The sequence below is a fragment of the Acidithiobacillus sp. AC3 genome, from assembly GCF_050261095.1.
Taxonomy (GTDB): Bacteria; Pseudomonadota; Gammaproteobacteria; order Acidithiobacillales; family Acidithiobacillaceae; genus Igneacidithiobacillus; species Igneacidithiobacillus copahuensis.
In genome coordinates this window covers 2,478,574-2,503,652 of sequence record NZ_CP189838.1, presented here as the reverse complement: position 1 = coordinate 2,503,652, position 25,079 = coordinate 2,478,574, and the positions used below count along the sequence as shown (strand labels likewise).

The following is a 25,079-nucleotide window of genomic DNA, read 5'->3' as shown; positions in this document are numbered from 1 at the left end:
TTGGCTGCCAGTGAAGCGCCGGAAGACCGCACTTAGGAGATTGTTTCATGAACCCTTTTTCTGCGTCCCGGCGACCTGACGGTGCCATCGTCATCAGTGGCGCCGGTAGCGGTATCGGCGCCGCGTTGGCACGCTGCTACGCCCAGCCTGGGCAACTATTTTTGCTTCTGGGCCGACGCCAGGCAGCGCTGGCGCAAGTCGCCAGCGAGCTGCGCCAGGCGGGAGCAGAGGTCGAGTTGGCAACGGTCGATGTGCGCGATAGCGCGGCCTTGCAGCGCATTGCCAGCGATTTTGCGCGGCGGCGTGGCCCCGTCGCGCTGCTGATCGCCAATGCCGGCATCAGTGTGGGGAGCGCCGCTGAGTTGCCGGAAGATTGCGCGATATTTGCCGAGGTCATTAGCACCAACCTTCTCGGCATGCACTACAGTATCAGCGCCTTTTTGCCGTATCTGCCTGCACTGGCGCAGGTGGTGGGCATCGGCAGCGTGGCGGGCTTTCGCGGCTTGCCCGGTGCTGCCGCGTATGCGGCGTCCAAGGCCGGGGTGGCGGTCTATCTGGAGAGCCTGCGCTTAGATTTGCGCGCGCGGCGGATTTCGGTCACTTGCATTGCGCCGGGCTTCATTGACACCCCGATGACCGCCGAAAATCCCTATCCCATGCCTTGGCTCATGGATGTACAACGCGCTGCACAACAGATGCGGCGCAGTATCGACCGGCGGCGGCGCTTCGTCGTGTTGCCTTGGCAGATGGCTTGCTTGAGCCTGCTCTTACGGATCATGCCGAGCTTCCTCTACGAGCGGCTATGGCCGCAGCGCCTGGCATCCAAGCCACGCCGTTCGGATTCGTTTTCCACAAAGGAATAATGGCTGGCTTGCGAAACATTCTTTGAGACATTTCTGCGAGATGTTTTATATCTAATTGTTATAAATAGAAATATTTATGACAAACTGGTAACATGAAGACGCTCGGTCAAAAAACCATCGTTGACAGCCTCTCCATACAGATTTCATCCACAAAGTTATCCACAAGAAAAAGCCCTCCCAGAGGAGGGCGAGGTAAGAAAGATACGTCGTGTGTCAGGCCGCAAGTCTGGGCTTGAGCAGCCAGAGCTGGATCAGGCTCAAGAACATCTCCAGCAGCGCGATGGGGCAGGAGAGAGCACCGCCTATCAATACCAACCAGACGAAAGCGGGGTTCTGATGGGTGAGAAACCAGCCGGCGAAATCGACGGTCATGGCAATGAAGGGCAGGATGATCAGCACGTATTTCGGTGCTGCCGGAAAACGGGCCTTGCTGAAGATCCAGCCGGCAATCCAGAAGATCACTCCCAGCATAGTGAGATGGATCATGCCGTTGAGCAGCATGGTATTGATGCTCATGCCGGTATCGACCTGCGCTACTTTCTTCACGTCGTCATAGCTCGCCAGCGGCGGGTTGTGCAGGACCTTACTCATCGCAACACTGTGGCATTTCAGGCAGTTGCCGTCGATCAGAGGCTTGACGCTGCTTACGTACTCCTGCTGGCTCTCGCCATTGGCAATCCAGTGATTGATGGCCTCAGTCATCTTCGGCTGTTCGCTGGCCGGCATCCCGGCAAAGCCCATCATCCGCGGTAAAACCGACTGTATGGTCGAAGAGCTGCGGTTGCCATAATAGTGCTGGGTCACCGCCTGGACGGTCAGTCCCTGCTTGCCACCTACCGTAACGTAGACGTAGGCCTCCGCTACCAGTAGTCCCAAACCGACCAAAAATATGAAGCCGGTATGGACCAATTTTTCTGCTATACTCAGTTCCGGCAATTGCCGCATCGTGAAACCCTCCCTTTTTTGCTTTTCACCAACGATGGCTAGCAAATATCCTGCCGAGGCCCATGTCCTGTCCAGCCCCTCCCTCTCGCCCCGTTGTCCTCAGTATTGCTGGCGCTGACCCGAGCTCGGGAGCAGGCTTGCAGGCAGACCTGCTGACGGGGGCGGCCCTGGGCGTGCACGTCTGTACCGCCCTGACAGCCTGGACGGTACAGGACTCGCACGGCGTGCTGCGGGTGCAGACCCTGGATGCTGCCGACACGCGTGCCCAACTGGAGACCCTGCTGGCAGACTTTTCTGTTGCCGTGGTCAAGATCGGCCTCATTGGCTCATTACCTATGGCGAAAATGCTGCGCGATTTTCTTCTCGTTCGGTGTGATCTGCCCCTGGTGATCGATCCGATCTGGCGTGCCGGTGGCGGCCAGGAGCTGGCCGACGCTGCCTTGCGGGATTTCCTGCGCGAAGAACTCCTGCCCTTGGCGCGGATTGCCACCCCCAACCTTCCCGAGGCATTGCAGTTGACCGGAGCGGACACGGCGGACGGGGCCGCGTGCGCATGGCCGGGCGACTGGCTTCTGATCAGCGATGGTCACGGTGCCGCCGCGCAGCTCGACAATCGCCTGTATCAGCGCGGCACGCTCGCCGGCCGCTACCCCCAGCCGCGACTGCCAGGTAGCTATCATGGCACGGGTTGCACCCTCTCTACCGCAATCGCTGCGGGCCTGGCCTACGGGCAGTCGGTACCCGACGCCGTGGCCAGCAGCCTCGCCTTTACCCATGCGGCGGTCGCAAAGGCCTATCGGGCAGGACACGGCCAATTCTTCCTCGACCGCTGGGCGGCGCGACCATGAAGCGGCAACGGGAGCGGATATGCGGCCTCTACGGCATTACCGATGGCCGTCTGCAGGGCGAAGCGCTACTGGAAACGACGGAGATCGCCCTGCGTGCGGGACTACGCCTGCTGCAGTATCGGGACAAGACGCAGGAGGATGGGCGGCGGGTACAGGAGGCTGCCGCCCTGCTGGCGCTTTGTCGCTCCTACGACGCATTGCTGGTCATCAATGACGATCCCGAGCTCACGCGAAAGATTGGCGCGAGCGCGATCCATGTGGGGGAGGAGGACCCAGGGATAAACGACTTGCGTACCTTGCTGGGGCCGGAGGTCCTGATTGGCGTGTCCTGTTACAACGATCTGGAGCGTGCTCGCAGGCTCGTTGCCGCCGGCGCCGACTATCTCGCCTTTGGCTCGGTGTATCCCTCTCCGACCAAGCCCAAGGCGCGCCGCGCCGATCTTTCTCTATTTCGTGCCGCGCGGCCCCTGGGCCTGCCCCTGGTAGCCATTGGCGGCATCACGCAGGATACTATGGCGGAGGTTGCGGCAGCCGGTGCCGATGCCGCCGCCGTCATCTCTGCCCTCTTTGGGGCAGGCGATGTTGCGGCCGCTACCCAGCGTCTGCAAGGCCTTTTCTCAGGCAAAGCGAGGAGACATCATGACCAGTAACGCCGAGCTTTTTTCCGCTTCGCAACGCCGCATCCCCGGCGGAGTCAATTCGCCCGTGCGCGCCTTTCGTGGCGTGGGTGGCGATCCCCTGTTCATCGAGCGCGCCGAAGGCGCCTACCTTTGGGACGTGGAGGGGCGGCGCTACATCGACTACGTCGGTTCGTGGGGACCGATGATCCATGGTCACGCGCACCCGGAAATCCTGGCTGCAGTGGCCGCAGAGATGCAGAAAGGCCTGAGTTTCGGGGCACCGACGGCGATCGAGCTGGAACTGGCGGAAACCGTCTGCACCCTGATGCCCAATATCGAGATGCTGCGCATGACCTGCAGCGGCACCGAGGCGGTGATGACGGCCATTCGTCTGGCACGCGGGTATACCGGACGGGAACGGATCATCAAGTTCGAGGGCAATTACCACGGGCACAGCGACAGTCTGTTGGTGAAGGCGGGATCCGGGGCCCTTACCCTGGGGCAACCCTCCAGCGCCGGCGTGCCGGTAGAGTTGACCCGCGCGACGCTGGTCCTGCCCTACAACGACCTCGATGCCGTCGCGGCGGTGATGCGCGAGCAGGGGGACCAGATTGCCACGATCATCGTCGAGCCGATTGCTGGCAACATGGGCTGTGTGCCGCCGCTGCCAGGTTTCCTGGAGGGTCTGCGCAGCCTCTGCGATACCCATGGTAGCCTGTTGATTCTGGATGAGGTAATGACGGGCTTCCGCGTCGCCCCCGGTGGCGCGCAGGAGCTCTACGGCATTCGGCCGGACATCACCACCCTTGGCAAGATCATCGGCGGCGGCTTGCCAGTAGGCGCCGTGGGTGGCAGTCGCAAGATCATGGAGACCTTGGCGCCCAATGGGCCGGTCTATCAGGCCGGGACCTTGGCTGGCAATCCGCTGGCGATGGCGGCCGGCTTGCGTACCCTGCAACTGCTGCAGGAGCCAGGTTTCCACCAGCGTCTGGCGCAGCAGACGGAAAAGTTCTGCAGTGGCTTGGCACGCGTGGCAGCGGAGGCGGAAGTCCCTCTTTTCATTACCCAGGTACCGGGTATGCTGGGACTGTTCTTTAGGGAAGGGCCAGTGCAATCTTTCCAAGATGTCATGGGTGCTGACAAGGAGCGCTATGGGCGTTTCTTCCACTTCCTCCTGGCGGAAGGCGTCTATCTTGCCCCCAGCGCCTACGAGGCGGGTTTTCTCTCCGCCGCGCATGACGACGCCATTATCGACACCACCATCAGCGCCGCACGCAAGGCGCTGCAGCAACTATAGGAGCCCTCCATGACCACCTTGTTTACCAAGATCATCCGTGGCGAGATTCCCGCCGAAAAAATCTTCGAAGACGATCAGTACCTGGCCTTTCTCGATATTCGTCCGATCCGTCCCGGCCATACCTTGGTGATTCCCAAGATCGAGCACGACTATATCTTCACTCTGGACGACGCCACCCTGGCCGGTCTTTTGCCGTTTGCCAAGCGGATTGTGCCGGCCCTGGAACAGGCTACCGGCTGTCTGCGCGTGGGGGTGATGGTGGCTGGTCTGGAGGTGCCGCATACGCATGTGCACCTGATCCCGATGACCGCCATCAGCGATCTCAACTTTGCCCTCGCGCGCGAGAGCAGCGCGGAAGAGCGTACCGCCATGGGGGCCAAGATCCGCGCCGCTCTCTGAGTTCGGCATGCGCTCGCCCTTCGTCTTTCTGCTCTTGAGCCTGTGCTTCCTCGGTTCTGCCGAGGCGCGGGAAAAACTGGACTGCCCAGAGCAGATCAACATCAACACGGCGGATTTCGATGGCTTCCGCTGCCTCAAGGGCGTGGGCAAGAAGCGCGCCGAGGCCCTGCTCCAATACCGCGCGGAGCATGGCCCTTTCGTCAGTCCCATGGGCGTTGCGGCAGTGCTGGGCGAAAAGCTGGCGCTACGGTTGCGTTACCGTTTGCAAGTCGGCAACTAGAGAAAAACGATGTCGTACTGTTCCTGGGTGTAGGTGCTCTCGGCCTGGACCTTGATCGGCCGGCCGATGAACTCCTCCAGGGCGGCGAGGCTGGTGCTCTCTTCGTCTAGCAGTTTATCGACCACCTGCGGTGAGGCCAGGACGATGAAGCGCTCGGCGGGATAGGCACGGGTCTCGCGTACGATCTCGCGCAGAATTTCGTAGCAGAGCGTTTCGGCAGTCTTGAGGAAACCACGTCCCTGGCAGTAGGGACAGGGCTCACAGAGGATCTGCCGCAGGCTCTCGCGGGTCCGTTTGCGCGTCATCTCCACCAGTCCCAAGGCAGAAATCTGGGTAATGGTGCAGCGCGTGCGGTCAGCCTGCAGGGCCTTTTCCAGGGTGCGATGGACGCGGCGCTTGTGCTCCTCATTGTCCATATCGATGAAATCGATGATCACCATACCACCGATATTGCGCAGCCGCAGTTGGCGGGCAATGGCGGCCGCGGCCTCCAGGTTGGTCTTGAGAATGGTTTCTTCCTGATTGCGCCGACCGACAAAAGCGCCGGTATTCACGTCGACGGTGGTCAGTGCCTCGGTCTGATCGATGATCAGATAGGCACCGGACTTCAGGGTCACGCGACTTTCCAGGGCGTGTTCGATCTCATCCTCGACATTATAGAGGTCAAAGATGGGCCGCTCGCCAGCGTAATGCTCGATGCGATCGGTAACCTCGGGGATGACTTCCCGGCAAAATTGCCGCGCCGCTTCATAGGCCTCGCGGCTGTCGATGCGTACCCGCTGGATGTTGTCGGACATGACGTCGCGCATGACGCGCAAAGCAAGGTTGAGGTCGGCGTGGATGAGCTGCGGTGCGCGACTCTGCCCGAGGTCCTCGCGGACGTTTTGCCAGAGTCGCTGCAAGAATTTGAGATCGCTCTCAAAATCTTCGGCACCCACGCCCTCGGCGAGGGTGCGGATGATAAAACCTCCGGCCTCCTCTTCCGGCAGCAGGGATTTTAGCAACTCCTTCAGACGACTCCGCTCCTCCGGTGACTCGATGCGGCTCGAGACACCAATGCGCGGTGAGTAAGGCATGTACACCAGATAGCGCCCAGGCAGGGTTATGCGGGTCGACAGACGCGCCCCCTTGCTGCCGAGGGGATCCTTGATTACCTGCACGAGGATTTCCTGGCCCTCATGCAGGAGGGTCGAAACGCTGCGCAAATCATGGGCATGGATGTTTCGCGTTTCGATATCCGTCTCCCCTTCCTGTTGCAGTTCCTCCTCGCTTTCTGCTCCCTGGATATCGGCAGCGTGTAAAAAGGCGGTGCGTTCCAGGCCGACATCGATGAACGCCGCTTGCATGCCGGGCAGCACCCGCCGCACGATGCCCTTGTAGATGTTCCCCACCAGACCGCGATGGCCGCTGCGTTCTACCTGCAGTTCCTGCAGCACGCCGTTGTCGACCAGGGCAACACGAATTTCCTGTGGGGTGACGTTGATCAGTAATTCTTCACTCATGCCGTGCCTGCAAGTGGGGTGGGGGGAGGCCGAGCTGGCTGAGCAGCGCCGCCGTTTCCGCCAGTGGGAGGCCCATCACTCCCGAATAGGAACCGCGCAGACTGCGCACGAAGACCGCTCCCAGGCCCTGGATGGCGTAGCCGCCGGCTTTGTCTTGGGGCTCGCCACTGACCCAGTAGGCGTGTGCCTCGGCCGGCGAGATCGGCCGCAGGAAGACGGCATTGCGTGACAGGGTCTGCCATACGCGCTGGCCGTTGGTGATGGCTACGGCGGTAAGCACCTGATGCCAGCGCCCGCCGAGGACCGCATAGTTTTGTTGCCCCTCCGCAGCATCCGCAGGCTTGCTGAACACCCGGTCCCCCAGGCAGACCAGGGTGTCGGCCCCGAGTACCAGGGCATTTTCATCGCTGCGTACGGCAGCGCGGGCCTTTTCCCGCGCCAGACGTCGAACGAGCTGCGCCGGCGGCTCGCCGTTACGCCGGGACTCGTCGATGCTTGTCGGCCGGAGTTCCGGCGTGTAGCCCAACTGCGCGAGAAGCTCGCGTCGGCGCGGCGAAGCCGACGCGAGGATCAATTGCGGCATGCGCTCAGGAGCCGCTCGGCAAGAGGATCTGGGCCATGCCGCTGGCCACTCCGGCACCTGAGGCCAGAGCCAGGCGGGAATCGGGAATCCCGGCCTGGCGCAGACCTTGTAGAATGGCCTCGGCGCGTTGGGTGGCCAGATTGAGGCCTCCTGGTTGCCCGGAGACCCGCACCAGGATCTGTGCTGCTGAGATTCCTTTCAGCGTCCCAGCAACAGCACGCAGACGCTGCTTGCCGTTGGCGGATAGTCCCTGGTCTGAACTGAACAGAGCGGATACCGGCATGTTCAGCTCCGTGCCATATTTTCCCTGCCGCAGGTCACCGTAGGCGGCCAGGGCCTGCAACGGGGCCGGAGCGGCGGCAGGCGCCGCAACCGTGGGGCTGACGCTCGTCGAGCTACTCGTACTCGGCGCAGAACTCGGTTGCATCGTCGCCAGACTCTGTTCTTCCTGCTGCAGTATTTCCTTTTGCTGCAGTATTTCCTGCTTCAGGCGGGCGCTGCGGGCACCCTGCATGGTCTGCGTCGCCAACTGCTGGCGCAGCTGGGCATATTCTGCCTGCAAGGCCTGATATTTCTGGTTGAGGCTGGCCAGTTCCCGGCTCAGACGCTCCTTCTCCTGGCCACCGTTCGCGGCCGCCTGGGCTTCCCGCAGTCCCTGCAGGCGGGCCTCAAAGATGGCCCGGTCGACGGCAAAGAGAGGCGGATTGACCTGATCGGCGGTCATCTGCTGCAGATCTCGCTGCAGACTGGCGGATTGCTGCGGGGTGAGATGTGTGGATTTCTGCAGGTTTTGGAACTGTCCATAGGCCCGTTGCAGGGCGGCTGTGGTAGTAGCATCGGCCCAGGCGAGGGCAGGCAGTAGAAGTAAGGTGCTGGCGAGCAGGCTACGGCGAATCATGGGTTCGTCTCCTGAAGCTGCTGACGGGTAGCGGCAATTTTTTCCTGCAGACTGGCGATTCTCCCTTGCAGCTCGCGAATCTGTCCTTTGATCTCCTGGTTGCTGTCCGTCGCCGGGCTCTGATCGAGACGCTGCTGAATGTTATCGAGGCGAAGGCGGGCCAATTCGGTTTCGCGATCGGCGTAAAGATAGTCCCCCCGCTGCTGCGCGGCCTGTGCTGCGGCGAGGGCTTGGCGCGCGGGCTCCAGTTGCCGCGCCTGCACCTGCGGGGACAGCGAAAAGATATGGATGCGCGCCGCTTGTACGGCAATGGCATTGCTGCTGCTCTCTTGCGGTGTGGGTACGACCATCTGCGCGCAGGCACTCAATCCCAAAGCCAGGGCTGCGACCACCCCCAGTCGGGGCAAGACTCGTTGATAACACTTCACCATCCATTCTCCTCTCCGCCACGATGATAGGGCAGGCCCACACGGATACTCCAGGCACGATACAGTTGCTCGGCAAGGACCACGCGCACTACGGGGTGCGCCAGAGTCAATGCGGAAAGGGACCAGCGCCAGTGCGGCCGCAACGCCGGGTCGATACCATCGGGGCCGCCAATCCACAGGGTGACGTCCTGATGATCGTTGATCCAAGTATCCATTTTCTGCGCCAGCTCTTCACTGCGCAAGCTCCGCCCGGTCACCTCCAGGGCTACGATCTCACTGTCTTTGCGGGTGCTGGCGAGAAGACGTTCGCCTTCCTCCCGACGCCAACGTGCCGGATCGTTCTGCCGCCCCCGCTGGGCCAGGGGCAGGCTGCGCCACTCCAGTTGCACCGGGGCAGAGATTCTGCGGCGGTATTCCTCCACCGCTGCTTCCACCCAGTTTGGCATGCGGGTCCCCAGCGCGAGGACCAACAGGCGCATGCTAGCCCTCGTTACCCTGGCTACGCACCTTGGGCAGCTCGCCCCACAGTCGCTCGATCTGATAGAAATCGCGGGTTTCCGGTCGCATCAGATGGACCACGACGTCCCCCAGATCCACCAGCATCCAGTCGCTGCCGGACGCCCCTTCCTTGCCGAGAGGCCGCACCCCCTGGGCGCGCGCCTTGTCGATCACGGCGTCGGCAAGGGCGCGTAGCTGGCGGTCGGAATTGCCAGAGGCAACGATCAGGTAATCGGTGATGTCGGTTTGTTGACGAACGTCAATGCTTTGGATGTCGATGGCCTTGTGTTCATCGAGGGCGGCGATACTCAGATCGCGTAGCATTTCGGGCGTGATGGGCAAGGTGGGTGTTCCTCCAGGTTACGTTTCGTGGTAAAGCCGTTGCCGGGCAATATAATCCAAGACCGCGTCGGGTAACAGAAAGCGCGCACTGCGCCCGGCGGCAAGAAGGCTGCGGATCTGGGTTGCGGAGATTTCCAGGGCGGTGACCGTGTGAAAGGCGATCTTGCCGCGAGAATGCCCGTGCAGTGCGGCCAGATCCTCTACCCGCCGCTCATAGAGCACCTGGCGCAGGGCCTCGGGCAGTTCCGCCATCGGCCAGCCGGGCCGGCCGATGACCACCAGATGGGCCAGATCAAGGATTTCCTGCCAGTCTTTCCAGGTATCGAAGCGCAGAAAGGCATCCATTCCGATCACCATTGCCAGAAAGCCATCGGAATCGTCGGCGCGGAGGTGTCGCAGGGTATCGACGGTGTAGGAACGACTGCTTTTTTCGACCTCGTAAGCCAGCACCGCCAAGCCTGGGGCCTGTTGCGCGGCAATGCGGGTCATCGCCAAACGGTGCTCCGCGGGCGCCCAGGGGCTCTGCCGGTGCGGCGGATGCCCGGCGGGAACGAGTGTCGCCTCCGCCATGCCCAGCGCCTCGCGTACCTCTTCCAGCGCTCGCAGATGCCCGTAATGAATGGGATCGAAGGTGCCACCCAGAATCAGCCGTTTTTTCTGCATGGATTCAGTGTAGAGGATGAATCTGCGGGAAGAAAGCAGTTTCATGGCTTGGCGACTTGTGTCCCCGGAGTGCCGAGCTGTGGGGAAAAACCGAAGCCATGACAATATATGCAAATGAGAATCGTTATTGACTGAGAGAAGAGGCTGGGGCATAGTAGCGCCGTCTTTCCTGATCTGAGCGTATCATGAAGTGCAAGTCGCTTTCTTTTCTGATGCTTCTGTGGAGTGGCGCAAGTGTTGCGGCGGGATTGCCGGGGCCTGCGGCCGAATCGCCGATCCCGAATCAAAATGGTCTGGCGCCCCGCTATCTGACCGAGTTCCAGCATATCGGCCAGGGTTTCTCCTGGTCGGCGCATATAGATACAGAGCTCTTCGCCAATCTGGCGGGAGGGATTCGTCAGGGCACGGCCAACACCACGGCGGGCCAGTTGGGGCTGCAATGGGACAGCGGCAAGGCTGGCGCCTGGCGCGGCGGGCTCTTCACCACCTCCGTGTTCGGCATCTACAGCTCGGCCGAAGACACGGCCTACAGCGGCGATCTGCAGACTGCGAGCAATATCTATGCACCTTCTGCCGTGCGGCTCTACGAGGCCAACTACCGGCAGCAATGGACGGACTGGCTGGCTACTCGGGTCGGCTACACCGATTTCAATCTCTATTTCGACGTGGCCAGCAATGCGCTGCAACTCTTGAATGGCTCCTTTGGTCTCGACCCCAGCCTGTCCGGCAATGTACCGGCGCTGCCGACCTATCCCTATTCCGGCCTGGGTTTCATCGTCCATAGCTATGGGGCGAACTGGAGCAGCAAGGCCGGCGTGTTTCAGGGAGATGCCGTTCATCCGTATCGCGGTGTCTTTGACCGCGGTTATCTGGCGATCTGGGAGGGGGCTTTGCACTGGGGGCAGGAGGAGGGCGAAGACCCCGATGATGATACGGATGAATATGGCAAGTATGTCTTTAAAGTTGGCGCCTGGCACTACGCTCAGCCACGTGCCCCCGACTTCGACCTCAGTCCGACAACGAGTGGCATCTACGGCATTGTCGAGGCGCACTGGCAGCTTGCCGACGCGGAGCTGGCGCCCTTTATCCAGTGGGGCAAGGCCTTTGGGCAGGAGAATCTGATTCCCTGGTACCTCGGGGTAGGGGCGCGGCTTAGTCATTTTCTTGCCGCCCGACCAGACGACGCGCTCTCCTTTGGCATGGCGCGGGCAGCCCTGCGTCCGGGCGTGGTGGCGGCGGGATATGAAGATGAGGAACTACCAGCAGCCATTTATCCCGCCGAAACCAGTTACGAAATCACCTATGTCGCCAAATTGAATGACTATCTGAGCCTGCAGCCCGATCTGCAATACATTACCCGTCCCAATGGGGTGTACCGTAACGCTACGGTCGGGTTACTGCGTTTGCACCTGGAGTTTTTCTGATGACAGAGATTGCTCATCATGCATTGCACTTTGTTGCCCGGCATCCGGGTTGTCGTCTCGAACAATTGCTGCAACATCTTGCGCGGGCCGGTCCGGAACGTCTGGGACAGGCCCTGGTCGAGTTGCAGCAGCGTGGGGTTTTACAAATCTGGAAACTGACCCGCTGCGCCGGGCGCATGGAACAGGTCTGTTTTCTGGGTACAGGAAGCCCTGCACGGCAAGCTGTGCACTGAATTTATCCCATCCTCTTCTCCTGTAGCACCGTAGCCGATTGCGCGCCCCCGGGCGCGCCTTTTTGTATTGTGCGACGAGATTGACATGAGCAGGATGACGCGAGAGCATAATGCAACAAAGTTGCATTTACGGAGAGTGCCGCAATGTCCCTTCTACCTTCTGTCTTATCCTCTCACCGTTTCCTTGGTATTGCGCTAGCCTGCAGTGCCCTCTTTGCTGGCACTGCCCAGGCTGCCGACGTGCTGCGCGCCGTTGGCGTAGAAAATGAGTATGCCAATGTCATTTCCCAAATTGGTGGCCCGTACGTGCAGGTACAGGCCATCGAGAGCAATCCCAATACCGATCCGCACACCTTTCAGGCGAGCCCCGCAATTGCGCGTGAGGTAGCGCAGGCGCAATTGGTGGTCCGCAACGGGCTGGGTTACGACTCTTGGGCGAAGAAAATTCTGGCGGCCAATCCGAACCGGGCAAGGAAGGTCATCGTGGTGCAGGATCTCCTGGGTCTGCCGGAGAGTACGCCCAACCCGCACCTATGGTACAAGCCGGAAACCATGCCCAAGGTGGCGGCAGCGGTGGCCGATGCCCTCAGCGCCATGTTGCCAGAGCATCGCGGGTATTTTGCCGCGCAGGTGAAAAAGTTCGATGCCTCCCTGCAGCCCTGGTACCAGGGCCTTGCCGCTTTCCGCAAGGACTATCCGCATACCCCCGTCGCGGTGACGGAGCCGGTGGCAGACTACATGCTTGAGGCTGCCGGCTGCGAGATCAAGACCCCTTGGTCCTTGCAGGCGGCGATCATGAATGGCACCGACCCAGCGCCTCAGGATGTCAGCCTGCAGAGTGAGCTGCTGGGCAAACGTCGGGTGAAGTTCTTTCTGTACAATCAGCAGGTCACCAGCAGCCTGACCCAGTCCTTCCTGGCCCAGGCGAAACAGGCCCAAGTTCCGGTAGTAGGGGTCTATGAGACCATGCCTGCGGGCTATGACTACCAACGCTGGATGATGGCCGAGCTGAATGCCCTGCGCGCGGCGGTCGTCCACGGAGCCTCTACGACGGTATTGCACTGACATCTCGCTCCTGGCGCCTTGCCAGGGGCGCCAACAGCCTCTAGGCTCTCCGAATCGAATTCCGCGGGGGCATTTTCATGTCCATTTCTCAAATTGCGTGGCTTCCCTCTTGGTCGGCAGCGCTCCACGACCGTCTGTGGACCTGGGCTGGGCACATTGCTGCGGCGCTGCTGGTGTTGCTGGTCGGCGTGTGGCTGGCGCGCTGGATAGGACGTCTCAGTGCCCGTACGCTGGAGCGTGTCCATTACAACCTGACGGTGGCGCGTTTTCTCGAATCCCTGATCAAAATCGCGCTGTACATCGTGGTAGTGGTCGCAGCCCTCGGACAGTTGGGGGTGCAGACCACTTCGCTCCTGGCGATGCTTGGCGCCGCCGGTCTTGCCATTGGCCTGGCGTTGCAGAAGTCCTTGGCGGACTTTGCCGCCGGCGTCCTGTTGCTGATCTTGCGCCCCTACCAGGTGGGCGACAGCGTCGAGGTGGCAGGTGTCTCAGGTACGGTCGAGCGCATCCATCTCTTTCAGAGCGTCATCAACAGTTTCGACAACCGCCAAATATTCGTGCCCAACAGCAAGGTCCTCAGTGATGTGCTCATTAATACCTCCGTCCTTGGCCAACGCCGTATCGATCTGCTGATTACTCTCGCTCCGCACGCGGATCTGCTGCGCGCCAAGCAGCTTTTAGCAGAGCTCTGCGAGGCCGATGAGCGGATTCTATCCGAACCTGCGCCGGCGATTGGCGTGCAGGATCTCACCGACCTGGGTGTTCAGCTCTACCTACGCCCGTGGGTACGGGCGACGGATTACGGTGCCACGCGCAGTACTCTTCTGGAGACTATCAAGATTCGTTTCGATGCCGAGGGCATCGAACTTGCCCGGCGTCTTGCGTTTGGAGCCGCCTGATGGCGGCTGGGCGTTTCAACTCCTGGCTCGCCGCCATGATAGCAGGGCTCTTGCGGCTCTTGGCGCGTGCGCCGCGTCCGCTTCGAGTATGGGTGGGTAATCGCCTGGGCGACCTTGCCCGTCTTCTCGTAGCGCGTGGCCGACGGGTGGCGCGCAGGAATCTGGAGATCGCCTATCCCGAACTGGATGATCGGCGGCGGCGGAATCTGCTCGCCCAGCATTTCCGCCAGCTCGGGCAGGCCTTCGTGGAGCTGGGGCCGCTCTGGTTGTGGCCGCTACCGCGAAGCCTGCAGTTGATTCGTTCCGTGCGCGGTGCGGAAGCGGTGGATGCCGCCCTGGAGAAGGGACAAGGGGTAGTACTCTTCACCGCGCACCTGGGGGCCTGGGAGGCCGCGGTGCAGTATATCGGCCAGCGCTGGCCGGTGACGGTGCTCTACATGCCGACTCGCAACGCCGCCATCAATGCACAGATGGTCGCCGGCCGCGGACGCAGTGGTGCTCGCCTGGTGGCCAAGGATGGTGGTATTCGCGGGTTGCTGCAGGCTTTGCAACGGGGCGAGGTGGTGGGCGTCCTCCCCGATCAAAATGTGGATCCGAGTGAGGGTGTCTTTGCGCCCTTCTTTGCACGCCCGGCCTGCACCACGCCGTTGCTGGCACGTTTGGCGCAACGACGCGGCAGCCCGACCTTTGGGCTCTTCGCCTATCGCTTGCCGGCTGGGCGTGGCTTCGAGATCGAGATCGTGCCCCTGCCGGAAGGGTTCCCCAGCGGTGATGACGTGGCCGATGCGGCGACCATGAATGCTGCCCTCGAGGCCGCCATTCGTCGGGCACCAGAACAATACTGGTGGGTGCACCGCCGGTATAAGGATCCGGCTCCCGGTTGGGATTACCCCTATTGACAAGCCCTTGAAAAGCGCAAAACCGACCCCAGATTTGGGACAGGTCAGCGAGGACCATTGGTCAAGAGGAGAGTCATCATGAGTGAAAAGGCTGTCAGTAACCCATCCGTACGGGTTGCCGATCCCGTCGAGCAGATCTTTGATGCGGTGCTTCCCGGCTTCTTCCGGCCCCTGCAGGGCAGCACTGCAGCAGCGCGACCAAACGTCGCACATCTCGATGTTATCGACCGCGACAACGAAATCGTCGTCAAAGCGGAGATTGCTGGTGTCGACAAGGACAAGCTCGACATCCAGGTGCATGGCAATCAGGTATATATCAGTGGGAGCAAGGAAGAGGACAGCAGTAAGGAAGAGGGCAAGTACATTTACCGAGAGCGACGCTACGGTGAGTTCGCCCGCACCATCCAGCTACCGGTGGATGTCGACGCCAGTCAAAGCAAGGCGGCCTACAAGGACGGGGTGCTGGAGCTGACCCTGCCCAAGGCGGAGTCGGCCAAGCGGCGCAAGATTGCCGTCGAATAGGCGGTATTGCGTCAGCTGCGGAGCAAGGGGGGCGTGACCCCCCTTTTCTTACTCGGCGATGGACAGGAATTTCTGCCCTGATCCCGTCTGCCCCTGGTTGTTGCGCCAGTGTGCGGAGATCATTCCGCTTTTTTCGGCGCGCAGGGGAACGGCAAGATAGGGATTCGCGCTGCTCATACTGGAAAGATCGAAGTGGCAGAACGTCTTGCCACCCAGGGCAAAGGCCACCTCTTCGATGAACAGCGTCTTGCCCTCGCTTTGCGATGGATGCAGGATCAGCGCCCGGATCTCGATGATCTCTCCCTGTTTCGCGTTTTCTGGCAGGCTAATCTGCACCTCCCCGAGCCGCCGTGACAGCCGGCCTCCCAAAGTACTCAGTGCGCTCATTCTGCAGCTCCTTTGCTTTTGACGACATGCACCCACGCGGGTTTGGCTGCAAAGATATCACCGCGGTTGCTTTGGGCGATGACCCGCAGCGGACTGTCGTGTAACACTTTGACTCTCTGGTAACACGCCGCCTTGCCATTGGCCGGACTGCAGTGAAAGATGCTCGCTAACGGCGTGGGGTTGTGATCGACCAGCACATAGATTCGCGCAATGTAATCGTCATCCGTCATGGGGTGATTCACGGACACCGATACGGGTACGCTGAGCGCATCATCGACTTCTTTGCCGACCAGCACATGTACACGATCGGACTCCGTCAGTGTACGCATCTGAAATAGATCCTGCAGTACCTGATCGACGCTGCTGGCAGCAAAGGACTGCGCTGGCCAGCCCTCGGCATTTGCCGCCCTGGCGATGCGGGTGCCGATCAGCGAGGCTCCCAAGGCAAGGCTGGTACCAAGGGCGCTCAGGCGCAGGAAATCCCTTTTATGCATGCTCTGCTCCGCAATGTAGGTGTAAGACTACAGGATAGTCGAGATGGACATCTCTGACAAAAAGACTCTACTTGCCGATACAAAAGCGCGAAAAGATCTCTCCCAGGATTTCCTCCACATCCACGACTCCGGTGATCTGACCGAGGGCGTTGGCGCTTTCCCGCAACGTTTGCGCCAGGAGTTCTTCGCCGGCCTCCAGCTCCAGAAACTGTGCTGCCTCAGCAAGATGCCCCTGAGCCTCTTCCAGCGCCAGCACATGGCGCTGACGCGCCGACCAGGCGCTCTCGTTGTTGCCACCCAGGCGTTGGCGCAGATAGGAGCGTAATTCTGCCAGACCGGCGCCGCTATGGGCAGAGATACAGAGGGCTGGCACCCCCAGATCCGGAGCGACGAAGTCCGAGCAGAGATCGATCTTGTTCCACAGCACCGTACAGCGTTGGCGATCGAGCTCCGCCAGCAACTTGGCGTCTTCCGACGAGCAGCCACGACTGGCATCGAGCAGGAGGAGGATTTCTTCGGCGCTTTCGAGCAGGGCGCGGCTGCGGCGGATGCCTTCCTGTTCCACCGGGTCGGTGCTGTCGCGCAATCCGGCGGTGTCCAGGAGCTCGAGGGGTAGTCCCTCGAGTTCGAGCTCTTCACGCAGGACATCACGGGTGGTTCCGGGAATCGCGGTGACGATGGCACTGTCGCGACCCGACAGGGCATTGAGCAGGCTGGATTTACCGACATTGGGGGCGCCGACCAGAAGGATCCGGGCCCCGCGCGCCAGCCGCGCGCTGGAGCGACTCTGCTGCAGAATCCGGGCTAGCTGCTTTTGCAATTGCTGGAGTTGCGTGGCCAGCGTCTGCAGGTGTTCGTCACCGAGATCTTCTTCGCTGAAATCGAGACCGGCCTCGGCGAGTGCCAGGGAGTGGAGAATCTCCTGGCGTAGGCCGCTAATGGTGGCAGAAAACTGCCCCTCCAGGCTGGCCAGAGCCGCGCGCGCTTGGGACTGGCTACGGGCATGGATGAGATCGGCAACCGCCTCCGCCTGCGCCAGGTCCAGACGGTCATTGAGAAACGCGCGCTCGCTGAACTCGCCGGCACGCGCTGGCCGCGCCCCCAGGCGCACGGCGTATTCGAGGAGCGCGCTGAGGATGATCGGACTGCCATGGCCCTGCAGCTCCACCACGTCTTCGCCGGTATAGCTGTGCGGCGCGGGAAAATACAGCGCGATACCGTGGTCGATGCGCTCCCCGGGCGCTAGAAAAAACTGTCGCAGGTAGGCATGGCGTGGACGCCATTGTTTGCGCTGGGGCAGGCCGCACAGGGTATTGGCAATCTCCAGGGCCTCGGGGCCAGACAGGCGGAGAATACCAACGCCGCCGATTCCGGGGGGGGTGGCGACGGCGACGATGCTGTCGCCCAGCTGGTAGCGCCCTTGGCGCGACACCCTAGCTCTCTTTCATGACGTGGCGGGTGATCAGGTACTGCTGGATGATGCCAAAGACGTTGTTGGTCAGCCAGTACAGCACCAGACCCGCGGGGAAGAAGGAGAAGAAGATGGCGAAGGCCACGGGCAGGATCGACATGATCTTTTTCTGCACCGGATCCATGGGTGCCGGGTTCAGGCGCTGCTGCAGGAACATACTGATGCCCATGAGCAGGGGCAGGATGTAGTACGGGTCGGGAAGTGCCAGATCATGAATCCAAAGAATGAACGGCGCCTGCCGCAACGATACGCTCTCCACCAGCACCCAGTAGAGGGCAATGAAGACGGGCATTTGGATGACGATGGGCAGACAACCCGCCATCGGGTTGACCTTTTCCGTGCGGTAGAGCTCCATCATCTTGGCGCCCATTTGCTGCCGGTCGCCATTGGTCTCCTTCTTGATCTGCTCCAGTTTGGGCTGCAGCTTGCGCATGTTGGCCATGGAGCGATAACTGATCGCGGAGGGGTAGAAGAAGATGATCTTTACCGCCACGACCAGAAGGATGATGGCGAGGCCCCAGTTGCCGGCCCAGGAATGGAACCAGGTCAGCACCCCGTGCATGGGCTCGGCCACGATGGAGAACCAGCCGTAATCGACCGTCTGCTCCAGGCCACGTCCCAGCGCCGCGAGCTGGTCCTGCAGCTTCGGGCCCAGGAACAGTTGCTGGCGCAGGGTATAGCTCTGCCCCGGTTGCAGGGTGGGCAGGGCCTGCTGCACACCCGCCACATAGTTGCTGCCCGCCGGGCGCGCATAGAGTTGCACGCTGGCATGGGGTTCAGGGAGTACCGCCTGCAGGAAATAGTGATCCGTCATGCCAGCCCAACCGGGACCGCCATGCTCCTCGGGATGGTCGCGGAGATCGGAAAAGGCCTTCTCACTCAGACTGCCGTTGTGCATCAGGACCGAGCCCGTAAAGATCGACATGAACCAATGGCTCTGGGTTCGGTCATTGCGCAGAATCTGGTCGAAATAGCTTCCTTTCCAGGGCTCCTTGCCGGTATTGGTGATGCGGATGTCTTCGTTGATCAGATAGGTATGTGGATCAAACGAGAAGATCTTTTCGATTTTCAGAGGACCGGCCTGGCCGCTCAGGGTGATGGGCCCACCGTCAGTGATCGTCTGCGGGGCGCTGAAGTCGGCGCGCAGGGTCTGTCCGTCGGTAGCAATGAAGCCGCTTTGCTGTGCCGTCAAGCGCGCGGCGCTGCTGTCCAGAATGGGATAGGGAGCCTTGTCATCCACGGCGATGGGATATTTGCGCAGACCGAGATTCTGGATATCACCGCCTTGCAGATAGATCTTTCCGGTATAGAGATCCGTCTGGAAGCTGACGCTGGGTCCCTCGCCCACCGCGCTGCTGCTCGTCACTACCGGAACGGTGCTGGGCGCCGCTGGTACGCTGCTTGTGGGCGCGGGTGATTGGGTCGCCGCCGTTGGCTGGACGGCGGCGGACTGGGTGGCCGCTGTTGGTGTTGCCTTCGGGCTGGACTTGGGATGGGGTGCCAGCCACTCGAAGAGTACCAGGACGATGATCGAGAGGACGACGGCAAGGATGGTACGTTTGCTATCCATGGGGCTCCGAAAACTCAGGGGACGGGGTCGTACCCCCCCGGGTGAAAAGGATGACAGCGAGCGATACGTTTGACACCCATCCAGGCACCGCGCAGGACACCATAGCGTTCAATAGCCTCACAGGTGTAATGCGAGCAGGTTGGATGGTAGCGGCAATTCTGCCCGAGAAAGGGGCTCAGGACGAGCTGGTAGGTATGGATCAAGGCGATGGCGCCGCGACGTAGCATGGCCATCAGCGCAGCACGCTGTCGAGGCGCCCGCGCAGCACGGAATAGGCCGCATCGCGTGCGGCAGGCCGCGCCACGACCATGAGATCGTACGGCAGGTAGCGGCCGGCACTCAGACGAAAGGCCTCGCGCAACCGGCGCTTCAGTCGGTTGCGGTACACCGCCTTACCGACCTTCCGGCTGACGGCAAAGCCAATGCGCGCATGCCCCAGGTCATTGTCCAGGCGATAGAATACCAGTTCGGGAAAACTACGCTTCTTCCCCTCGCGCAAGGCAAGGCGGATTTCGGCTTGATTGCGCAGGCGGTCGTTACGCGTGAACGACTGTTGGCTCATCCCTCAGGGACAGAGCTTGTACCGACCCTTGGCGCGCCGCCGCTTGAGGACCAGGCGGCCAGACTTGGTCGCCATGCGGGCGCGGAAACCGTGAGTGCGCTTGCGATGCACGACGCTAGGCTGAAAAGTGCGCTTCATGATGATCTACCCCAAAATTTCGTAAGGGCACAGAAGATAAGGAGAAGAGAGGTCAAAGTCAAGGTGGGGAGGCGGATCGCGCCGGGTCTTCAGCCTGTGCTGTGCCAGCGCTCGATGGCCTGCAGTACCTCTTCATCGAAACGCTCGGGAGGCGCGTGGCGCACCCATTCCTTGGCCTGCTGAATGCGCTGCGCCCGGGTGAAGGTGTAATACAATTGCTGAAACAGAGGATCTTCACCCACATAACAGTGGATGTGCTCGGCCTGACGCCGCAGTTTCCAGGGTTTGCGTTGCCCCTGCACCTGACAGTGCAGGGTTTTGTCGTCGACGCTCAGGACCTCCGCCGCTTCGATTGCTGCCACCACGTCACTGTAGGGTTGATGGCGAAGGTGAAAGAAGTGATCCCCTGGCTCGGCTTCGCGCATATCCAGATACCGGTAGTGCGCATCTCCGCAAGTTTTCAGCATTGTTTCATCCATGGCCTCCGGCAGCATACAGCCACCAGAGTACGACAATAACCGCCGCACTCGCCAGGGTGATGGCACCGCTGATCAGGAGCAGTTTGAGCAGGGCTCGCGCCTCGGCATACGCGGGATCTTTTGGCATGATCTCTATGGAGTATCATTTCTCGCCAGAGTTCACCGACCTTTCCCAACCTTTTTCGGAGGGACTTTGGCAGCTTGCTGACTGCGCAGATAGTCTTCGTAGCTGCCCTTGAAATCCTCGATGCCGTGGGCGGTAAATTCGATGATGCGGGTGGCCAGCGACGAGACGAATTCCCGGTCATGACTGACAAAAATCAGGGTACCGTCAAATTTTTCCAGGGCCGTGTTCAGCGATTCGATGGACTCCATGTCCAGATGATTGGTCGGTTCATCGAGAATCAAGACGTTGGGTCTTTGCAGGGTCAGTTTGCCAAAGAGCATGCGCCCCTTTTCGCCGCCGGAAAGTACCTGTACCGGTCGGTCCACCTGATCCTGACCAAAGAGGAGGCGGCCCAATATGCCACGGATGATCTGATCATCGTCCTTTTCGCTGCGCCATTGGCTCATCCATGCAAAAAGACTCCGCTCCTCGGCAAACTCCGCGGCATAATCCTGGGGAAAATAACCGATCCTGGCGTTCTCGGCCCATTTGACGGTCCCGGTATCCAGCTCGATTTCGCCCAGCAGGCAGCGCAGCAGAGTGGTTTTGCCCAGACCATTGGCGCCAATGATCGCCACCCGTTCCCCCGCCTCTATCTGCAGGCGCAACTTGTGGAACAGGCGCAATTCGCCAAAACTCTTGCCCAAATCCTTGCTGTCTACGGCGTGGCGATACAACTTTCGCTCTTGTTGAAACACGAGATAAGGATTCTGCCGGCTAGAGGGCTTCACCTCCTCCAGCTGGATTTTTTCGAGCTGGCGCGCCCGCGAGGTCGCCTGTTTGGCTTTTGAGGCATTGGCCGAAAAACGGCTGACGAAGGTCTGTAACTCCGCCATTTTTTCCCGCTTTTTATCATTTTCGGCCAGTAATTGTTCCCGTACCAGCGTTGAGGCACGCATGTACTCGTCGTAATTTCCCGGATAGATGCGCAGCTCACCGTAGTCCAGATCCGCCATGTGGGTGCAGACGCTGTTCAGAAAATGGCGGTCATGAGAAATGATAATGATGGTGCTGTTGATGGTGCTCAGCAGTTCTTCCAGCCACTGAATCGTATGGATATCCAGATTGTTGGTAGGCTCGTCGAGCAGCAGGATGTCCGGGTCAGCAAAGAGTGCCTGGGCGAGGAGTACCCGCAGTTTCCAGCCGGGGGCTACGGCCGACATCAATCCTGTATGTTGTTCCAGGGGAATGCCCACCCCAATCAGTAGTTCCCCCGCCCGTGCCTCGGCAGAATAGCCGTCGAGTTCCGCATACTCTCCCTCGATCTGGGCAATCGCCATGCCCTCTTCTTCCGTCAGCTCCGCCAGGGCGTAGAGACGATCACGTTCCTGTTTGACCCGCCAGAACTCCGCATGACCCATCATTACCGTATCCAGAACCGTGTACTCTTCAAACGCAAACTGGTCCTGACGCAGTTTACCGAGGCGCTCGCCACTACTGAGGCTGACGTTGCCGGAGCTGGGTTCTAGATCGCCGCCGAGGATTTTCATCAGGGTTGTCTTGCCGCTGCCGTTGGCGCCAATCAGGCCGTAGCGGTTGCCATCGCCAAACTCGACGCTGACATTCTCAAAGAGCGGTTTGGAAGCAAATTGCATGGTCAATTGATGGGTGCTGAGCAAGGCAGACTCCAAGGGGGTAAGGAGAGCGAAAGCCGAGATGATAGCATCGAAAGGGCGAGAACCTGGACCTCCGACATGCCCGAAGGCAGACGAGGCCCGGTTGGACTAAACTTACAAAGGAGGTGTACGTATGAACGCATTGTATACACGTAAAATAGCTGTGGCGACGGTCGTCGTCTGCGTGCTGGCGCTGGGTGGTTGTGCCAACATGAGTCCGACGGGACAACGAGCCTTGAGTGGTGGCGCGATTGGTGCTGCGGGTGGCGCGGTGGTTGGCGCTGCGGTAGCCGGCAGTCCCGCTGCCGGAGCAGCGGTCGGTGGTGCTGCGGGCGCCGGTGTCGGCGCGGCGCTACCGCAAATTGAGCACAGTCTTAACGGGAACTAGTCGCATAGATACCGTGCGCTAGTCGACGCGAGAAAACGAGCTGCTGCGCTCGGTAATCGCGGGGAGTTTTGCAGTTGCTGATCGCACCCGTAAGTTGGAGAGATTGACGCATTTTTTCTGGTGATTCGGGTGAGTGCTCATGCTAGGATTTTCCCAGTACCGACTCTCCAGATCAGAGCCCATGAGCACCCTCTCCAGTAAAGAACTCCGCACTTTGGCAGCAGTGGCCAAAGAAAAGGGCGATGGACGCCTGGCACAATTCACTGTGGCTTTTCCCAAAGGACAGCCAGTACAGATCGAGGCCACGGTGGTCACCCAGGATCCGCAGTCCAACCTGCAAGCGACGGCAGAGGAGCAGCTGCAGCGTCAGCTGCACCATCCCGTAGCCCTGCAACTGACGCAACTCCCCTCCTGGCATGCACCGCTCCCGGCAAGTTCCGTGCTGGCTGCGCCGGTGGCGCCGAACGCGGATATGGCCGCCCAAAGCCAGCAACGCAGTCAGATGATCGAGCAGCTGCGGCGGGATTTTCCGCTTCCGCTGCAAGTACTGGATGTAGACCCGGAGCAAAAACGGATCACCATACTGCCCTCCCCTGCTGTTCCCGCCAATTTGTTCACCTTGCACGCCATGGATCTGCAGTTGCAGGCCAATCACCCGGGCTGGCAGATCCATCTAATTCCCCCGCCCCAAAGCCTGCCACTGATCCTTTTTCCCATTGGGCTGAGTACTATTGCTCCGGCACAACAGGAACGGCTGACAGCATCGATCTGGGCGCTGGAAAATTGGGGAAGCAAGGAGGTGGTCGTCATCGGTCGGGCGAGTACCGTGGGTAATCGCGCCTTCAATCTTGCGCTGGCCAAGGCGCGCGCCGAAGCGGTGGCGCAAGAATTGCGGCAGCACGGTATCGAGGCGAAGACGCTTGCGGAATTTACCGCGCCGGAGCAGATGCGGCGGGAGACGGAACTTGGATTGATGAGCTTTCAAAGTGCCGAAATAGTCCTTCCTGCCACGACCTCGGTTCGTTCGGAGATGGAGCAGATCGTTTCGCGAGCACAATCGTAGTATTGCTGGCCAATCAGCGTCACAGGCGGAATCCAGATCGAAAAAGGGGGCGAAGATGTCAGATGAAATACTGGTTGGCGGTGCCGATGGCAAGCCCGTGCTGCAGCTTGCGCGCATGGGAAACCGACATGGGCTGATTGCTGGAGCGACGGGTACCGGCAAGACCGTCAGCCTGCAGATTCTGGCGGAGGCCTTTTCTCGCCTTGGAGTACCGGTCTTCGCGGCGGACATCAAGGGGGACCTGTCCGGGTTGGCCGCGGCCGCGCAGCCCAACCCCAAGATTCAGGAGCGCGTCGAGAAAATCCCGGTACCCGATTACCGTCCGGAGGCGTCGCCAGTATTGCTCTGGGACCTGTTTGGGAAGAGCGGTCATCCGATCCGCACGACCGTCTCGGAAATGGGGCCACTCTTGTTAGCCAGCCTGTTGGAATTGAACGATACCCAGGAAGGTGCTCTGTATGCCGCGTTTCGCATTGCGGATGAACAGGGATTGCTCTTGCTGGATCTCAAGGACCTGCGTGCGCTGCTTAACTGGATAAGCGAAAACCGCGCTGAGTTGTCGCAGGCGTATGGCAACTTTGCCCCCGCCAGTATCGCAGCGATCCAGCGTCGTTTGTTGGTGCTGGAAGAGCAGGGCGGTGACGGATTTTTCGGTGAGCCGGCGCTGGAGCTGAGCGATCTGCTGCGGCGCGATTTTTCCGGGCGTGGCGTGATCAGTCTGCTCGATGCGACGCGGCTGTATAGTCAGGCGCCGCGGCTTTACAGTGCCTTCCTGCTCTGGTTGTTGGCTGAACTGTTTGAACAATTGCCGGAGGCTGGTGATAGCGACCGGCCAAAGCTGGTGTTTTTCTTCGATGAGGCACACCTGCTCTTCGACAATGCACCGCGTGCGTTGCTGGACAAGATCAAGCAGGTGGTACGTCTCATCCGTTCCAAGGGCGTTGGCGTGTTCTTCGTTACCCAGAGCCCCACGGATGTGCCCGACGATGTCCTCGGGCAACTGGGTCTCAAGTTGCAACATGCCCTGCGCGCCTTCACCCCCAAGGATCGCAAGGCCATTCTCACCGCTGCGGAAAACTTCCCCAGTAATCCGCAAATCGATGTTGCGGTGACCCTGAAGGATCTCGGTATTGGCGAGGCGCTGGTTTCTGCTCTGGATCATAAAGGACGGCCGTTGCCGGTGGAGCGTACCCTGATCGTTCCGCCACGCTCGCGGATCGGGCCCTTGACCGAGGAGGAGCGGCGCGACCTGTTGGCGCGTTCCCCCCTGGCCGGGCGCTACGATCAGGCGCAGGATCGTCATTCTGCCTACGAAGAACTGGCCCGGCGCGCCGAGCGGAGCCTCGCGGAACGGGTCCCCACAGCGGCGGAACATGATCGATCATCCAGGAGCGAGCGGAGTAGCGGACGCCAATCCATTGGCGAGGCATTTTTCAAAAGTGCGGCACGGAGTATCGGCAGCCAGTTGGGCCAGCAGATCATCCGTGGCGTACTGGGGGCGCTGCTCAAGCGCTGAGCAAAGCGTTGTGCGGTGTCG

General features: G+C 60.7%; 33 protein-coding genes. 15 read left to right on the top strand and 18 right to left on the bottom strand.

Going from position 1 to position 25,079, the window contains the following annotated elements; translation table 11 throughout:
• Window positions 1–47: 47 nt before the first annotated feature.
• On the top strand, window positions 48–863 hold the full coding sequence (locus tag ACQAYK_RS12685) for an SDR family oxidoreductase (RefSeq protein WP_215872162.1): 816 nt from the start codon (window positions 48–50) through the stop codon (window positions 861–863).
• Window positions 864–1,076: 213 nt separating this feature from the next.
• Here ACQAYK_RS12685 and ACQAYK_RS12680 read toward each other — a convergent pair whose 3' ends face one another.
• On the bottom strand, window positions 1,077–1,808 hold the full coding sequence (locus ACQAYK_RS12680) for a hypothetical protein (protein WP_215872163.1): 732 nt from the start codon (window positions 1,806–1,808) through the stop codon (window positions 1,077–1,079).
• A gap of 62 nt (window positions 1,809–1,870) precedes the next feature.
• On the opposite strand from ACQAYK_RS12680, the gene thiD reads away from it, so the two are divergent.
• From thiD to ACQAYK_RS12655, 5 genes are read left to right on the top strand one after another with little or no spacing between them, the layout of a single operon-like run.
• Window positions 1,871–2,656: a bifunctional hydroxymethylpyrimidine kinase/phosphomethylpyrimidine kinase gene (gene thiD, locus ACQAYK_RS12675; protein WP_215872164.1), complete on the top strand. Its 786-nt coding sequence runs from the start codon at window positions 1,871–1,873 to the stop codon at window positions 2,654–2,656.
• Window positions 2,653–3,306, top strand: a complete 654-nt coding sequence (gene thiE, locus ACQAYK_RS12670) for a thiamine phosphate synthase (protein WP_215872165.1) — start codon at window positions 2,653–2,655, stop codon at window positions 3,304–3,306. Before thiD ends, thiE begins: the two co-directional genes overlap by 4 nt.
• Entirely contained in the window at window positions 3,296–4,573 is a 1,278-nt protein-coding gene (gene hemL, locus ACQAYK_RS12665; protein ID WP_215872166.1) for a glutamate-1-semialdehyde 2,1-aminomutase, read from the top strand. The genes thiE and hemL overlap by 11 nt, the downstream gene beginning before the upstream one ends.
• A gap of 9 nt (window positions 4,574–4,582) precedes the next feature.
• Window positions 4,583–4,972: an HIT family protein gene (locus tag ACQAYK_RS12660; protein ID WP_215872167.1), complete on the top strand. Its 390-nt coding sequence runs from the start codon at window positions 4,583–4,585 to the stop codon at window positions 4,970–4,972.
• Between the two features lie 7 nt (window positions 4,973–4,979).
• Window positions 4,980–5,252 (top strand): ComEA family DNA-binding protein, encoded by a 273-nt coding sequence (locus ACQAYK_RS12655; protein WP_215872168.1) that lies wholly within the window; start codon window positions 4,980–4,982, stop codon window positions 5,250–5,252.
• Here ACQAYK_RS12655 and rng read toward each other — a convergent pair.
• The 7 genes from rng to nadD are packed head-to-tail and all read right to left on the bottom strand — an operon-like array spanning window position 5,249 to window position 10,166.
• Window positions 5,249–6,754 (bottom strand): ribonuclease G, encoded by a 1,506-nt coding sequence (gene rng / locus ACQAYK_RS12650; RefSeq protein ID WP_215872169.1) that lies wholly within the window; start codon window positions 6,752–6,754, stop codon window positions 5,249–5,251. The genes ACQAYK_RS12655 and rng overlap by 4 nt on opposite strands.
• Window positions 6,747–7,337, bottom strand: a complete 591-nt coding sequence (locus tag ACQAYK_RS12645; RefSeq protein ID WP_483167679.1) for a Maf family protein — start codon at window positions 7,335–7,337, stop codon at window positions 6,747–6,749. The genes rng and ACQAYK_RS12645 overlap by 8 nt, the downstream gene beginning before the upstream one ends.
• Window positions 7,338–7,341: 4 nt before the next feature.
• Window positions 7,342–8,235, bottom strand: a complete 894-nt coding sequence (locus ACQAYK_RS12640; protein WP_483167678.1) for a hypothetical protein — start codon at window positions 8,233–8,235, stop codon at window positions 7,342–7,344.
• Window positions 8,232–8,666 carry a hypothetical protein gene (locus tag ACQAYK_RS12635; RefSeq protein ID WP_215872172.1) on the bottom strand — a complete coding sequence of 145 codons (435 nt, stop codon included), beginning with the start codon at window positions 8,664–8,666 and terminating at the stop codon, window positions 8,232–8,234. Before ACQAYK_RS12635 ends, ACQAYK_RS12640 begins: the two co-directional genes overlap by 4 nt.
• The gene (rlmH, locus tag ACQAYK_RS12630; protein WP_483167677.1) at window positions 8,660–9,142 is read right to left on the bottom strand and encodes a 23S rRNA (pseudouridine(1915)-N(3))-methyltransferase RlmH; all 483 of its coding nucleotides are present in this window, start codon (window positions 9,140–9,142) and stop codon (window positions 8,660–8,662) included. Before rlmH ends, ACQAYK_RS12635 begins: the two co-directional genes overlap by 7 nt.
• Before the next feature lies 1 nt (window position 9,143).
• Window positions 9,144–9,503 carry a ribosome silencing factor gene (gene rsfS, locus ACQAYK_RS12625; protein WP_483167676.1) on the bottom strand — a complete coding sequence of 120 codons (360 nt, stop codon included), beginning with the start codon at window positions 9,501–9,503 and terminating at the stop codon, window positions 9,144–9,146.
• An 18-nt stretch (window positions 9,504–9,521) separates the two neighbouring features.
• Complete coding sequence (nadD, locus tag ACQAYK_RS12620) at window positions 9,522–10,166, bottom strand: nicotinate-nucleotide adenylyltransferase (RefSeq protein ID WP_483167675.1); 645 nt, start codon at window positions 10,164–10,166, stop codon at window positions 9,522–9,524.
• Between the two features lie 185 nt (window positions 10,167–10,351).
• Here nadD and ACQAYK_RS12615 point away from each other — a divergent pair, with 185 nt between their 5' ends.
• From ACQAYK_RS12615 to ACQAYK_RS12590, 6 genes are all read left to right on the top strand, one after another.
• On the top strand, window positions 10,352–11,590 hold the full coding sequence (locus tag ACQAYK_RS12615) for a carbohydrate porin (RefSeq protein WP_483167674.1): 1,239 nt from the start codon (window positions 10,352–10,354) through the stop codon (window positions 11,588–11,590).
• Window positions 11,590–11,823 (top strand): hypothetical protein, encoded by a 234-nt coding sequence (locus ACQAYK_RS12610; protein WP_483167673.1) that lies wholly within the window; start codon window positions 11,590–11,592, stop codon window positions 11,821–11,823. The genes ACQAYK_RS12615 and ACQAYK_RS12610 overlap by 1 nt, the downstream gene beginning before the upstream one ends.
• Window positions 11,824–11,967: 144 nt before the next feature.
• Window positions 11,968–12,888: a metal ABC transporter solute-binding protein, Zn/Mn family gene (locus ACQAYK_RS12605; RefSeq protein ID WP_483167672.1), complete on the top strand. Its 921-nt coding sequence runs from the start codon at window positions 11,968–11,970 to the stop codon at window positions 12,886–12,888.
• A gap of 77 nt (window positions 12,889–12,965) precedes the next feature.
• Window positions 12,966–13,787, top strand: coding sequence for a mechanosensitive ion channel family protein (locus ACQAYK_RS12600; protein ID WP_215872178.1), 822 nt, complete (start codon window positions 12,966–12,968; stop codon window positions 13,785–13,787).
• The gene (locus ACQAYK_RS12595) at window positions 13,787–14,686 is read left to right on the top strand and encodes a lysophospholipid acyltransferase family protein (RefSeq protein ID WP_483167671.1); all 900 of its coding nucleotides are present in this window, start codon (window positions 13,787–13,789) and stop codon (window positions 14,684–14,686) included. Before ACQAYK_RS12600 ends, ACQAYK_RS12595 begins: the two co-directional genes overlap by 1 nt.
• A 78-nt stretch (window positions 14,687–14,764) precedes the next feature.
• On the top strand, window positions 14,765–15,208 hold the full coding sequence (locus ACQAYK_RS12590; RefSeq protein ID WP_215872180.1) for an Hsp20/alpha crystallin family protein: 444 nt from the start codon (window positions 14,765–14,767) through the stop codon (window positions 15,206–15,208).
• Window positions 15,209–15,256: 48 nt separating this feature from the next.
• Here ACQAYK_RS12590 and ACQAYK_RS12585 read toward each other — a convergent pair whose 3' ends face one another.
• From ACQAYK_RS12585 to ACQAYK_RS12540, 10 genes are all read right to left on the bottom strand, one after another.
• Complete coding sequence (locus ACQAYK_RS12585; protein ID WP_483167670.1) at window positions 15,257–15,595, bottom strand: thiosulfate oxidation carrier complex protein SoxZ; 339 nt, start codon at window positions 15,593–15,595, stop codon at window positions 15,257–15,259.
• Window positions 15,592–16,089, bottom strand: a complete 498-nt coding sequence (locus tag ACQAYK_RS12580) for a thiosulfate oxidation carrier protein SoxY (RefSeq protein WP_215872182.1) — start codon at window positions 16,087–16,089, stop codon at window positions 15,592–15,594. Before ACQAYK_RS12580 ends, ACQAYK_RS12585 begins: the two co-directional genes overlap by 4 nt.
• A gap of 67 nt (window positions 16,090–16,156) precedes the next feature.
• Entirely contained in the window at window positions 16,157–17,521 is a 1,365-nt protein-coding gene (mnmE, locus tag ACQAYK_RS12575; RefSeq protein WP_483167669.1) for a tRNA uridine-5-carboxymethylaminomethyl(34) synthesis GTPase MnmE, read from the bottom strand.
• Window position 17,522: 1 nt separating this feature from the next.
• Complete coding sequence (gene yidC, locus ACQAYK_RS12570; RefSeq protein ID WP_483167668.1) at window positions 17,523–19,130, bottom strand: membrane protein insertase YidC; 1,608 nt, start codon at window positions 19,128–19,130, stop codon at window positions 17,523–17,525.
• A 14-nt stretch (window positions 19,131–19,144) separates the two neighbouring features.
• Window positions 19,145–19,363, bottom strand: coding sequence for a membrane protein insertion efficiency factor YidD (yidD, locus tag ACQAYK_RS12565; protein WP_483166279.1), 219 nt, complete (start codon window positions 19,361–19,363; stop codon window positions 19,145–19,147).
• On the bottom strand, window positions 19,363–19,692 hold the full coding sequence (gene rnpA, locus ACQAYK_RS12560; protein WP_215872186.1) for a ribonuclease P protein component: 330 nt from the start codon (window positions 19,690–19,692) through the stop codon (window positions 19,363–19,365). The genes yidD and rnpA overlap by 1 nt, the downstream gene beginning before the upstream one ends.
• Before the next feature lie 3 nt (window positions 19,693–19,695).
• Window positions 19,696–19,830 carry a 50S ribosomal protein L34 gene (gene rpmH / locus ACQAYK_RS12555; protein WP_215872187.1) on the bottom strand — a complete coding sequence of 45 codons (135 nt, stop codon included), beginning with the start codon at window positions 19,828–19,830 and terminating at the stop codon, window positions 19,696–19,698.
• A gap of 89 nt (window positions 19,831–19,919) precedes the next feature.
• Window positions 19,920–20,297, bottom strand: a complete 378-nt coding sequence (locus ACQAYK_RS12550) for a hypothetical protein (protein ID WP_483167667.1) — start codon at window positions 20,295–20,297, stop codon at window positions 19,920–19,922.
• Between the two features lie 4 nt (window positions 20,298–20,301).
• Window positions 20,302–20,436, bottom strand: coding sequence for a hypothetical protein (locus tag ACQAYK_RS12545; RefSeq protein WP_255789860.1), 135 nt, complete (start codon window positions 20,434–20,436; stop codon window positions 20,302–20,304).
• Between the two features lie 32 nt (window positions 20,437–20,468).
• A complete protein-coding gene (locus tag ACQAYK_RS12540) occupies window positions 20,469–22,094 on the bottom strand; it encodes an ABC-F family ATPase (protein ID WP_215872189.1) in 1,626 nt (541 codons plus the stop codon).
• A gap of 130 nt (window positions 22,095–22,224) precedes the next feature.
• Between ACQAYK_RS12540 and ACQAYK_RS12535 the strand changes: the two genes are divergently transcribed.
• The 3 genes from ACQAYK_RS12535 to ACQAYK_RS12525 all read left to right on the top strand — a co-directional run bounded on the left by ACQAYK_RS12535 (window position 22,225) and on the right by ACQAYK_RS12525 (window position 25,058).
• Window positions 22,225–22,479: a hypothetical protein gene (locus tag ACQAYK_RS12535; protein WP_215872190.1), complete on the top strand. Its 255-nt coding sequence runs from the start codon at window positions 22,225–22,227 to the stop codon at window positions 22,477–22,479.
• Window positions 22,480–22,660: 181 nt separating this feature from the next.
• A complete protein-coding gene (locus tag ACQAYK_RS12530) occupies window positions 22,661–23,542 on the top strand; it encodes an OmpA family protein (RefSeq protein WP_483167666.1) in 882 nt (293 codons plus the stop codon).
• A gap of 55 nt (window positions 23,543–23,597) precedes the next feature.
• Window positions 23,598–25,058, top strand: coding sequence for a helicase HerA-like domain-containing protein (locus ACQAYK_RS12525; RefSeq protein WP_483167665.1), 1,461 nt, complete (start codon window positions 23,598–23,600; stop codon window positions 25,056–25,058).
• Window positions 25,059–25,079 lie beyond the last annotated feature (21 nt).